Genomic DNA, 12551 nt, shown 5'->3' on the forward strand with positions numbered 1-12551 from the left:
CAAAACCTTGCATCACGCTTTGCAAGTCGTTTCCATCCCTCATAGGAAGATCTGAAACCGTGCCGGGAAACACCTCATATGAGGCTTACACGGGTTTCCATCCCTCATAGGAAGATCTGAAACCATAAACTCGAAGTGATACCCGCCATCTTTGAATTGTTTCCATCCCTCATAGGAAGATCTGAAACGATCTTGGCTCCCTCTACCGCCGATCCAAGTTGGGTGTTTCCATCCCTCATAGGAAGATCTGAAACAAGCCCCTCACCTATGCGACAGGTGAAGGGGCACGAAGTTTCCATCCCTCATAGGAAGATCTGAAACTCTCGCCAGCCAAAGAAGGACCGCTAGCCGATCTTGAGTTTCCATCCCTCATAGGAAGATCTGAAACCGGCGGGACGATGACGGGCAAACTCGTTGCTCAATCGTTTCCATCCCTCATAGGAAGATCTGAAACCCCATACCCAATCAAGGCCACCAATGCGGCCACCACTAGTTTCCATCCCTCATAGGAAGATCTGAAACGATCAGCTACCACCAGATTGTTTTCGGTATTGTAATGTTTCCATCCCTCATAGGAAGATCTGAAACTTGGCGATGCTCTCCTCGTGACGGCGAGTGACCTGGTTTCCATCCCTCATAGGAAGATCTGAAACCGTAGCTCTCTTGAGTCTTGGCACCCAATTTCGTGGTTTCCATCCCTCATAGGAAGATCTGAAACGAACCACTGTACCGGGAGCTCAAAGAGGCATATCGGGTTTCCATCCCTCATAGGAAGATCTGAAACGGCATACTCGCCCGTTTTCTTGGGTGATGTCTCCCGGTTTCCATCCCTCATAGGAAGATCTGAAACGAGTTTGCGCACTTGCTCTTCGGGTGTTAAGTGCTGTTTCCATCCCTCATAGGAAGATCTGAAACCTTGCCCTCCGGCAGGAACGATCTGTGATGTTGTGTTTCCATCCCTCATAGGAAGATCTGAAACCGGATCAGTATTAGCCTGACGCCCGCTGATACGCGTTTCCATCCCTCATAGGAAGATCTGAAACACTACACATGCCTACTAGAGAAAATATTGCAAATCCGTTTCCATCCCTCATAGGAAGATCTGAAACATTTGTTCCTCCTTTGTTTTTTTGGCTTGCAACCTGTTTCCATCCCTCATAGGAAGATCTGAAACCGTGAACGGCGAAGGAGGAAATAAAATTATGGCCAGTTTCCATCCCTCATAGGAAGATCTGAAACGCGATCTGCTTCTCGATCTCACTCCGTCTTTCCTTGTTTCCATCCCTCATAGGAAGATCTGAAACGACGCCCTCACCGGGCAACTGCCGGAGGGCGTAAAGGGTTTCCATCCCTCATAGGAAGATCTGAAACTTTGAGTCCATTGTACCACGGTTTACATCATGATGGTTTCCATCCCTCATAGGAAGATCTGAAACGGGGACTATGGCGCCGCTGCTGACCAGATGCTTGACAGGTTTCCATCCCTCATAGGAAGATCTGAAACCCCGCCCCGGCAAAGTCCAGTGTATTGAAGTTCGGGTTTCCATCCCTCATAGGAAGATCTGAAACGTATGGCAAGGACCGGCTGTACATCGAGGACCGTCGGTTTCCATCCCTCATAGGAAGATCTGAAACGGGCAGGCCGAAGGGTACGATTTGGAAGATCCATAGTTTCCATCCCTCATAGGAAGATCTGAAACGCGAATAGAGATATTGTAGAATATTTGGGGGAATGGTTTCCATCCCTCATAGGAAGATCTGAAACAATTCGATGTGTCCTGTATTGCCGAAAACATCCTCCGTTTCCATCCCTCATAGGAAGATCTGAAACAGATCCAAAACCAACAAGCAGCAACCAACAAGCAACGTTTCCATCCCTCATAGGAAGATCTGAAACTTCCTAGGCACCTTTGTTCTCCTCCAGCTGCCGCGTTTCCATCCCTCATAGGAAGATCTGAAACTATAGGGTGTCCACCGTATGGAAGCTATTTTTTCGGTTTCCATCCCTCATAGGAAGATCTGAAACCCATTCTCCATAGTAAAGCTCTTCGAGGAGGAAGTGTTTCCATCCCTCATAGGAAGATCTGAAACTTTCTCCAGTCCATACCTCGCCGTCTCTCTCGAGGGTTTCCATCCCTCATAGGAAGATCTGAAACCGCATGGTTATGCGGTTTAACAAGCTACTATCCATAGTTTCCATCCCTCATAGGAAGATCTGAAACGTTGACGTGAGGGCTGAAAAGGCACGTTGGCGTGGTGTTTCCATCCCTCATAGGAAGATCTGAAACCCACCGGATGGATATATATCTTGCCGTGCTGAATAGTTTCCATCCCTCATAGGAAGATCTGAAACCATATCAAGTCATCCTCCCTTATAGCCGCCCAAAAGTTTCCATCCCTCATAGGAAGATCTGAAACGACCAAGGAAGAGGTCGAGGCGCACGGACAGAAATAGTTTCCATCCCTCATAGGAAGATCTGAAACTGCCCGTTACCATCCTTCATCTTGCGGATTTCCCTGTTTCCATCCCTCATAGGAAGATCTGAAACAGTGATACTGTCAACCAGACCAGCGACCGCGTCTAGTTTCCATCCCTCATAGGAAGATCTGAAACGCGGAGGAAGTACAGGAGGCCGCGAGGCACTCCTGGAGTTTCCATCCCTCATAGGAAGATCTGAAACACCGATGAGGAAGACCTGAAAAAGGTGAAGCACTGTTTCCATCCCTCATAGGAAGATCTGAAACGCGGATGGCTCCCGGGAGTTATTCGCAAGGATGTATGTTTCCATCCCTCATAGGAAGATCTGAAACCAGAAGAAGACTGGAGGTACTAGAATGGAACAGAAACTGTTTCCATCCCTCATAGGAAGATCTGAAACAATCATATCGTCATCAGTCATGCCACTCTGGGACGGTTTCCATCCCTCATAGGAAGATCTGAAACGTTAGGACCTAGACTCTCTATAAACAACCTCTAACTGTTTCCATCCCTCATAGGAAGATCTGAAACCAATCTCCGGGCTTCCTGTGTATCGCCCTTCCGAGGTTTCCATCCCTCATAGGAAGATCTGAAACATTCTAGATACTGCCAAGCACAGCGCAACAAAGCTGTTTCCATCCCTCATAGGAAGATCTGAAACACCGAATCGTCAATCCGTCAGCCATGACCCGCGTGTAGTTTCCATCCCTCATAGGAAGATCTGAAACTTGGAGCCTTCCTCGAGCCCCGCTGAGAGCTGTTGTTTCCATCCCTCATAGGAAGATCTGAAACGGGATCTGCTTGATGGTTGGCAGACGATACGAGTGTTTCCATCCCTCATAGGAAGATCTGAAACATCTTGAAAAACCCCATGAACCGGGTGGAGAAGCCAGTTTCCATCCCTCATAGGAAGATCTGAAACCCTCGTTACACTGGCAGTTTGCTATTTCCCTGCAATAACAATTCTGGATGGCAGGAAAAGGCAATTCAAGGCTATCACCTTCATAGCGCGGACTTAGACATTTTAGCTTAGTTGACAAAACCGCGTCGATGTCCCGGGGTTTTCGCGCTACTGAGGGTCGACGCGGATGAAAACTAGATAAAAACATCTGGACCCTCACTTTTCTCTTGGCCTAAGACTTCTCTTCTTGTATACTTTTCAACGCGCCATGTATATAGGATAACACTATCGTAGTCTTTGTCAATAATACCAAGCAAATCCGCTTTCAGTTGCGCGTAGAGCCCAGGTGTTAGTTCCCCTTCTAAAACCGAATTTTGAACCCATGTCAGGTACCGACGTCCAACCTTCAGTACCTTGTTTACCCGTTTCTCACCAGCATCATATACCATAAGAACAAACATACTTACCACCTTGAGATAAACGGCCGGTATTCCGCATCTCCAAGAATATGCCGTTCAAGTTTGTATACTTCCATCTTGATCAAAGTACGGTAACTAACTTTCCGGTTTAAGCGCGGATGTGTTATGGTCTCCCTGAGTCGTTCCTCCCAAGTACGGAGAACAATACCCCGACCAGTATCGGTTAGGTACATAGCATTGCCCTCTTTGGCGAAATGCTTCGCCTCAATCATTTTCTTGTTAAGCAACGTGAAAATCAATCGGTCCACGAGGATCGGCTTGAAGATCTCAGCGATGTCTAGATTCAGCGAAAAGCGTCTGAAATTGGTTTCGTGTAGGTAACCAATCCTTGGATCAAGATGTGTTTGGTAAATCTGACCCAATGCTGTCACGTAGCACATGCTGTTGAGGAAACTAATTAGCGCGTTCATTCTGTTTTGGGGCGGACGGCGGCTACGGATTTCAAAGCTAAATGCTGGATCCTGAACCACACGATCAAACATTTTGTAGTAAGCGTTTCTTGCTTTGCCTTCAATGCCCATTAATGTGGTAATGCCGGTTGCCTCGGTTACATCCTTTTTTGCTAAATCGAGGCTGTCTTCGATTGCTTCAAGGCTACTGTCCTGTCTTCTACCATAATAACCAACTACCTTTTTCATGTTTTCTATGGCCCCATAGACAAATCTACTCGCAATCTTTAGCCTCAATTCCTCGTTTGTGTAGTGCTCGCATTGTTTTATGATAACTGCCCCTGAATTGTAATGTTCCCGGGGATAGTACGTACCCTGATAGTATCCATAATGATTGAAAAAGTGCAGAGCCAAATGATATTCCGTTGCAAACTCAAGAAACCGCTTGTTCAACGTGACGTCCCCAAAGATCATGATCTCATCGGCAGTCTCGACAGGCACAAATCTGCGGCCTTCATCGTTTTCAATAACAATAGTATTGTCTTTCCGCGCTAGCCGACCCGACGACAATATGTAGAGACTTTTTCCCACCCATCTCCCTCCTAGCTCCAACACCATTGAACATACGCACAGGATTTGCAGTAGCCTCGCTTCTCAAGCACAGGCGGGCTCGTTGCTTTAGATATGATCTGGATCTGATAATATGCTTCCTCAAGTTGGTTACGAAGCCGCTCATCTAGTATGACTTCTTCTGTCCTCCGTTCAGTAGGAAACTGCAGCAGACCTTTAGCGTTGAAACCTTCGTTTTCAAGTTCATAGAGATAGTGAGCCAATTGCAGCCTAGCAGCTTCAATTGATTTGCTACTCTTCTTCACTTCCGCAATAACCAAAGCCCCGTCCTGTTGGCGAACAATATCGAATCGGTTATCACCGAAGACAACACTATGCTTGTCCCGCCTATAAGTAGTCTGATCAATTATCCTCCCCATCAGAAGAAGATCATCATCCTGGTTAGGCTCTATCCCTCGTGTTATGAACCACACCTGACGCGGACAGATCATGTAATACCATACAACAGTACCTCCAATACGTGGATCCTCAGAATATAACATTTCCGACATCCTCTTCACCGAGATCCGGCGGTATGTATCCCGCCAATGGATGATAAATCGTGCCTAGAGCATCCTTTGAAATTAGCCAGTATTCGCCATTGAGAATGGCTCGAACGGGCGGTTCTGCACTGGTGGTACTAATCGTTGCGGCAATCTCTCTGCTTTTCAAAAGAGACTTAAAAGGAACTTCGATCATGTATTGCGAAGCTCTTCGCCACAACTGCCGTATTCGCTCTTGATTCTCAAATGTCCACTCGGTTGATTCTAGCTGTTTGAGTATCTGTATTAGTCCTTGATCAAGTTCCACAAACACCTGAACCTCACCGTAGTACTTGGTTTCGATAAGGGGAGGGATGCTTCCCCATTCACCATTGTTAATCAGCTCGAAGCAATCCTTCGGTCGCAGACCATCCATGATTACACGGTAGTACTCGTCAATCAAGACGGATACTTCCTGTTCGGTAAAGGCCTTATACTTTGATAGAACTTCCTTTGCACCGTTGGTTAAGATTTGGCTGTAGACAAAGGAATGAAAGGCACGACCCTGCGTATTAACAAGCTCGGCAACCAACACGCTACCCGGCGGTTTAGTATGATCAAAGTGTCGATTACATCTTCCGGCTGCCTGAATTATTGAATCCAGCGGACCAACATCTCGATAGACCCAGTCAAAACTAAGATCAACTCCCGCCTCCACTACCTGGGTAGCAACTAAGTAATGCTTGCGACCCCGCCTTTGTAATCCTTTCAAAGCTGTTAGGATACGGCGACGGTGTATGGGCGCCATGGAACGAGAAAGGAACAGCACCGATCCTTCTAGATGCCCGTCTTTTTTGGGGTTTTGAAGCAGGTCCCACAGTTCATAGGCAGACTTCTTCGTATTTAGCACCATCATACCCGAGCCCTCACAAAAGGGTAGGTGCTCTCGGAGTACTTGCGGTAGTTGCTGCAACTCGAATTTCTGATCGAGAAATTCGTATGTATGCCGTGATTTTGGAAATGGCTCGATACCTTGCGCGAGTTCCCGCCCTTGGCCGATGAGGGGCTGAGTAGCCGTCATAAGCAAGAAGGTGGTGCCCCAATGTTCTGCCAAATAAGCCATAGTCTTGCCAAAACCCTCCCAAAGTTCAGGACTAATACTCTGTGGCTCATCAAGAATCACAACAGCACCACTTAGTCGATGAAAGTTCATTGTCGCATTCGCACGTGCTTCAAACAATGCACGCCAGAAAGCTACTAGGGTTGTTACTACCACCGGCTCAGTCCAATACCGAAAGTAACTAGACATGCGACCCCATGGATTCTGTGAAAGCTCATTACTTTCCTCGTCAGCAGAGCCCACTCCACTGTGATCCTCTTGGACATGTGCTTGAAAGACCTCCCGTGCTACCTTAGCATTTTGCTCTACAATTGCGATAAAGGGAAGCGCATAGATGATCGAAGTTGCACCTGTTCTAGTCGCCATTTCTTTAGCAATTTGTAGACCGGTGACCGTCTTGCCAGCACCGGTGGGTAGCGTTAGCGTATAAACACCAGGAAGAATTTTGTCCGGAAGATTTCCCAGGCACATCTTACGTACTTTGGTGCGCCATATGTTCATTTCACCGTCTTTTGGGAAATTGGGTAAATGAAACTCAGGCAAATTGGAGAAAGCCACCTTCTGTACTCCGACTGCATCCATCCGATCTGCCGCGATAAACAGAGAGTAGAGTGCACGAAGTCTCAACCAGTCTTTGGCACTCACTTCCCAATCAAGGTTTAGGAAATCGACAAAGTCATACCAGCCCTCCTGGGTAAACTGCATAGGCCAGTTGGGAACCAGCTTTTTCATTTCGTTATTGATTACTTGGAAATCCTGTCGATCGCTTGTCCAGAAGTTTCTTACTTGGTTAACATCTTGAAGACCGCTATGATGGCGTCGTACGGCCTCAGCAGCAAGGATATCCTTTGTCATACTAAGTGTAAAATAGGAAGATGGCAAAGAATGATTGATACCCTGCGGAGCACCGTCTAAATATGCTTGAAACTTCGGGTGGACTTTACCAAGATCGTGTGTCCACCCGATGGCTTCAAGTGCTTTTTCGTCCACGTCGATTCCGTGGGCTTGTGCTAAGTGCTTAGCAGTCTCCGCTACATTTTGTAGGTGATCCGACAGGCGTTTTTTCTCATGGCTTTTTAGGTCACCAGGCAGGGAACCAGGCAACCACATCGTCCCCGCATCGTGTGACATCAAGAACACCTCTCTCTAGTAGATGCAACTTACGGTCCACCGCTGTCGGATACAAGACCGTAACACTCTCGACCAGCCCCCGTTCCTGGTCTAATTCAAAGGGAACAATCTCTCTAAATGCCCCACCCGAGCGAAGGGCATCTATTTTCACCCCCTCGTCCCACGGAAGAACCGTGTCTACTTCGAGAACGTCTTCTTGGGCCTCGCTCCAAGGATAGAAACCGATATACTGTAAATCGGCAATGGCATAGGCTGTGCCAAGACAAGGCGTGTATATGAAGGTCTCTGACTCGATAAAGCTTCTCAGTTTTTCTTCCAGCCCCCCCGAGACATAAACCCGGTATCGGGGCGAACCTACAAACTGATGCTTTACCTGGACCCGCGGATTTCTCTGCGGATTCTTCGTGTTCCACAGGTTCACCGAATGGTTCTTCCAACGGATTGGGGCGGCGATCCTAATAGCAATCCTGGTTCCTCTCATGTATGACCAATACTCTGCATTGGTGGCGTCTTGATCACTTCCATTTCCGAGACCAATAATTGCAGCAATCATTCCAGCAATAGCGGTAGGCGGCGGAAATGCAAAGGAAACTGCAGAAGTCGTCGTATAGGGCTTGCGGAACATAGCCACCGGCCCTGTGACTTCAAAGACCGTTGCCACCGGCTTCACCTCTTTTCGACGGCCAACCGATTACCAAGTTGGCTCAACCGTTCTAATCCAAGCAGTTTTAAATCTTTGGAGTGGACGATATCCACTAATTTTATAGCTTCGTCATGGTAAAGAATCGCGTCACTTAGCTCTGAAACATCAAGCTGTATATTCGCCAAGGATCTTAGGGCCAACTGTTCTTCTTCGGAAAGACATCGTCCTTCATCGTCGACTAACTTCACTCTATCATCCAGGGAACCGGTAATACCGTTAAAACCTTCGTTATACACAACCTGGAGGATTAACTGTGGTTCATGCCCTACCTTACTCCTTGTAATAAGGTTAACGGTGCCATCCCACATCCCATCAATAAGCAGATCCAAGTCCGCATCGGTGGCCCCGGTTACCTGGGAAGGGTATTGATTAGCTATGGCATAGGCCGCAATAACCGCAAAGGGAACAATGTATTCGTTACGGAAAGAACGCTGCTCACTACCTTCTCGTGAGACAAAAGCCGCTGTACCCTGAACTAACTCCACACGAGATCGATTTAGCGATCTGCCCCATTTAAACTGCACCGGCCCAGTCCAGGAAAAGCTTTCGCTACCTAATGCAAAAGTCGCCCCGAACAATCTTGCATCGATGCACTGCGAGAGTACTTCCTCCCCAGTCTGCCCATTGGTTTTCTTCTTTAGCTCCTCAAAACGAGTTTTTAGAGTCTTTGGTTCACCATCCACAAAAACGTTGAGCCCATCCCTGACCCACTGATCCCTAATCGTGCGTTTAATCCTGACATCAGAAACAAGTAATTGTCCGGCATCCTCATCATAGCGAGGGTGATTTGCATTTAGAGGATCACCATTGGGGTTAGCATCTTTTACGGTATAGACGAACAATAATTCTCTTCTGTTTTCGAAAGACATTTCGATTAACCTCCTTATTCATCGTCCTCATTGACTTCATTGGTATCCATCGCTACTTGTTCTTCGGCGACATCAATTTCGAATATTGCTGCGTAATATGGCCATGGATTCAAAAATGCAACCGAAAAAGCAAAGTTTCCATCAACACCTAACTCAGGAATCCCGCTTTTAAGCATCAAAGAACCGGCTTCCGCGGCAAGATGTTCCAGTCGTCCAGCTCCTTTAACCCGATACACTCGCGTTAACTCCGGAACCCTAGATAAGTGTTTCTTAAGGTCCCGTAACATCATTTTGCCGAAGTTCAGTTGTTTAAAAAGTGGTGCCTTGGCAATATCATCACCTTTACTAACTTGGCCCCTCGCGAGCATTCCTAAGGTGATTCCGGCAAGGAAAACCCCCTTTCCCTCATCTTTTTGTAGATACTGATCTGAAAATTGATCAAAGAAACTTAGGTTCATCAGTTACCGCCTCCCATTATATCTATCAAGAAAGTCAACTAACGCGCCAAGTTCTCGTACATTATTCGACGCATATTTCATCCATTTTGGATCGTTTACCAAACCTGGCATGCGGGATACAGCTAGAGTCTTCATCATCTTCGAGTCCACCCACTCATTATTCAAGAGCTTGCCGACTAAGGATATGGTATACTCTGTCATCACATTTTTATCCTGTTGTCGCTCGCCTGCAAAGGATCTAGTGGCTCTGAATAGAGTTCGGAATGCACCATCAAGTGTTCTTCTTCCGTCTTCCTTTATGCCGAAAACATCAGCTGTTTCCAACCACGTATCCTCAAGAAATCTTAGATAAGACGGGGGTACATCCTCAACCATAAGATGAATCCTCTCCTGAGCCTGATTAGACTCCCAAAATACAAAGTGAAAGACAAGTAATTCATCGCGCCGCGCAAGACTACTGAACACACTCTCTTTTCCCGCCACCCCCTCCGTTATAAAGCCAGTGGCCGCCCGAGCTGCTGCGTCCATTCGCTTGGTGCCGGTAATAAGCTCCGGGACAACATAAATATTAATTCCGCTAATCGTGCGGCGATCACAAAACTGCACATCCAGTTCCTCACGTCCTACCAGAAGAGCGGAATAGCAGTCTATGCACGCCGGGAACACCTTGGCCGCAGACCTGTCTTTTCCGCCGCTTCCCATTCCCGGTAGGTATCCGGGTTTATCAAATGTAGCAAATTTGAACACCGTATCAAGATTAACGCATGCGGCCGATGATGTTTGGCACAGGGCACACGGCGATGAGAAGGCATCATCAAAGACTTGTCTTTTAACCTTATCTCGAAAGTAACTCACAAAGGCTGGTATATCGCCGGGATACAAGAAACTATCTTGGTGGGATATGCCAAACATCAGCAGATATGAACGCTCCGTATCCGACCAGAGCTCTGCTAAGGTTTCCGACTGTTCGTGGAGGGCATTCATAAGCAAGTCAACAGATCCGGGGGCGAAGACCCCTTCCTTCTCGTAATTGTTTAGCGTTGTTTTCTGCAACCTTTCTAACCGTCCCTTTTCACCAAGCAACTCTCTTAGGCTGTTTCTCTTGGGTTTCCCCAAGCGATATATGGGAGAGTAACTCCACGTCACATTGTTTCCGGACGGTTCTTTGAAAAGCATACGACGTTTTTGCTCCTGCCGAGCAACAACGGATAGGCCATCAGCTAGATAATCAACTACTCTAAACCTATCAATGCCTTGTATGTCGAGGACTTCGGCAAATGGATCAGCCGTCCTTAACCAAACCTGAATCACTTGCTCTTTTTTGGTCTCTTGTTGGTCATTCCTGGATTTTTGCACAATCGGAATCATAGGCAACTGTGAAAATTTTACTGTGGAATCTTCTTCCATACCGGCTGTTTGCACTCGTCCAATATCTCTTACAGCATTCAGAAATCCCATGATAAAATGCCTCCTTATTCCCTCGATTTCAACACCTCAACACAACCCCAACCACTGCTATTCTTACTGCCAAAACCAGCGTTAACCCCTACTTGCAGCAATTCCCTGGGACCATGGACCCGGAAGGTGCCCCACCAACCCTTGGTTGGCATTTTTGTTTCCCTGCTGAAAACAGCAATCTGTCGTCTAGGCTTGTCCACAGGCTCCAGTACAACTCTCTGTTCCGAAATGGGCTGGGTAGGCCAGCAAATCGAGTGCTTCTTCCGTAGATTCTGATCGATTTGTTGCTGGAATTCTTGTTCTATCGGTTCATAGAAGACGGTATATGGTTTGCCGTCCTCTTTGCGCAGTGTCGAATAGCAGGTTATAGGAGAGAGCGCGCGGATCACTATGGCATCGTCAGTCACTTTCTGATCAATAACTTCCACGCCAGCACAGTATAATTCGTTGTTCCCCAGGCGAACTGAATCCTTCGTAAGGGCACCGGTAGCTGCATCTTGAAGAATATGTAGTAGTGGCGAAGAAATATGCAGGGTAAGGGGTGAACGAAGGACAACCATGTCTTTGATGATCTTAATCGGTTCTACTCCACTAAGCCAAGAAAAGGTGAATAGTTTGAAGGTCCGCTTCTCAAAGGGAAATCCTTCATTGTGTAAGAAGCACGCAAGCCGCTCGGAAAAGAGCTGGTACACAAAGGCCTGAAGAATATGTAGGTTAGCTCGGGGTAACCATACCAAACCACTAGGTTCATTTTGTAAGGTCAACTTGATTTGCATGTAAGCGACGCTCCTAAACATTTTGGGATACACAAGATAATTATGTGTAGTAGGTTCGACATCTTTCACTTAAATTCCTTGTTTTCCCAGTTTAATGTCTGATAAGCAGAACTATCCGGTATTATGTATAGGTTGATTTATCACCCAACAACCGGCGCAGTAGACAAAACGCTGAAACTACACGTATGCACGTCCGGCATTGTTTGCTATAATGTACTTGTCGGAAGGAACAAGGTGATGCCTTTGATGCTAATCAGTGCCTGCCTAGTGGGTATCAAATGCCGCTATGATGGTAAGAGCCAATGTAATAAGTTGGCGTGCAAACTAGTACAAGAAGGACGGGCTATACCCGTATGCCCAGAGCAGCTTGGGGGGCTTTCTACGCCACGTGTCCCTTGCGAGATCAAAGGAACTGACGGCAAAGCGGTGCTACAGGGTCTCGCAAAGGTTGTAAGTAAAGACGGTGAAGATGTGACCAATTCTTTTGTTTTGGGCGCCATGGAGACTCTCAAATTGGCAGACCTAACAGGGATAAAGCAGGCCATTCTTAAAGACAATAGCCCATCTTGTGGCTCTAGGATGATTCATGACGGGAGTTTCACGGGGAGTAAGAAACCGGGCATGGGTGTGACGGCCGCATTATTAGAAGGTAAAGGGATCCTGATCCTGACGGAACGCGATCTTTAAGGGGTGCAAA

The 12551-nt window shown here is 47.0% G+C and carries 8 protein-coding genes, 1 pseudogene and 1 CRISPR repeat array; of the genes and pseudogenes, 1 reads left to right on the forward strand and 8 read right to left on the reverse strand.

Annotated elements, in window-relative coordinates; genetic code table 11:
• The first annotated feature begins 28 nt into the window (after nucleotides 1–28).
• A CRISPR array of direct repeats spans nucleotides 29–3401; the repeat unit is 30 nt; unit sequence GTTTCCATCCCTCATAGGAAGATCTGAAAC.
• A gap of 173 nt (nucleotides 3402–3574) precedes the next feature.
• The 8 genes and pseudogenes from cas2 to cas6 all read right to left on the reverse strand — a co-directional run bounded on the left by cas2 (nucleotide 3575) and on the right by cas6 (nucleotide 11854).
• Nucleotides 3575–3841 carry a CRISPR-associated endonuclease Cas2 gene (cas2, locus tag M0Q40_03955; GenBank protein MCK9221764.1) on the reverse strand — a complete coding sequence of 89 codons (267 nt, stop codon included), beginning with the start codon at nucleotides 3839–3841 and terminating at the stop codon, nucleotides 3575–3577.
• Nucleotides 3842–3843: 2 nt separating this feature from the next.
• Nucleotides 3844–4839, reverse strand: a complete 996-nt coding sequence (gene cas1b, locus M0Q40_03960; protein ID MCK9221765.1) for a type I-B CRISPR-associated endonuclease Cas1b — start codon at nucleotides 4837–4839, stop codon at nucleotides 3844–3846.
• An 11-nt stretch (nucleotides 4840–4850) separates the two neighbouring features.
• Nucleotides 4851–5360 carry a CRISPR-associated protein Cas4 gene (gene cas4 / locus M0Q40_03965; GenBank protein MCK9221766.1) on the reverse strand — a complete coding sequence of 170 codons (510 nt, stop codon included), beginning with the start codon at nucleotides 5358–5360 and terminating at the stop codon, nucleotides 4851–4853.
• The gene (gene cas3 / locus M0Q40_03970; protein ID MCK9221767.1) at nucleotides 5347–7590 is read right to left on the reverse strand and encodes a CRISPR-associated helicase Cas3'; all 2244 of its coding nucleotides are present in this window, start codon (nucleotides 7588–7590) and stop codon (nucleotides 5347–5349) included. Before cas3 ends, cas4 begins: the two co-directional genes overlap by 14 nt.
• Nucleotides 7541–8251: a type I-B CRISPR-associated protein Cas5b gene (gene cas5b / locus M0Q40_03975; protein MCK9221768.1), complete on the reverse strand. Its 711-nt coding sequence runs from the start codon at nucleotides 8249–8251 to the stop codon at nucleotides 7541–7543. The genes cas3 and cas5b overlap by 50 nt, the downstream gene beginning before the upstream one ends.
• Nucleotides 8252–8256: 5 nt before the next feature.
• Complete coding sequence (cas7b, locus tag M0Q40_03980) at nucleotides 8257–9162, reverse strand: type I-B CRISPR-associated protein Cas7/Csh2 (protein ID MCK9221769.1); 906 nt, start codon at nucleotides 9160–9162, stop codon at nucleotides 8257–8259.
• Between the two features lie 14 nt (nucleotides 9163–9176).
• Nucleotides 9177–11027, reverse strand: a pseudogene (locus M0Q40_03985) (TM1802 family CRISPR-associated protein).
• Nucleotides 11028–11092: 65 nt separating this feature from the next.
• Complete coding sequence (cas6, locus tag M0Q40_03990) at nucleotides 11093–11854, reverse strand: CRISPR-associated endoribonuclease Cas6 (protein MCK9221770.1); 762 nt, start codon at nucleotides 11852–11854, stop codon at nucleotides 11093–11095.
• Nucleotides 11855–12097: 243 nt separating this feature from the next.
• Here cas6 and M0Q40_03995 point away from each other — a divergent pair, with 243 nt between their 5' ends.
• Nucleotides 12098–12541, forward strand: a complete 444-nt coding sequence (locus tag M0Q40_03995) for a DUF523 domain-containing protein (GenBank protein MCK9221771.1) — start codon at nucleotides 12098–12100, stop codon at nucleotides 12539–12541.
• Nucleotides 12542–12551 lie beyond the last annotated feature (10 nt).

It is taken from the genome of Limnochordia bacterium (assembly GCA_023230925.1).
Classification (GTDB): Bacteria; Bacillota; Limnochordia; order DUMW01; family DUMW01; genus JALNWK01.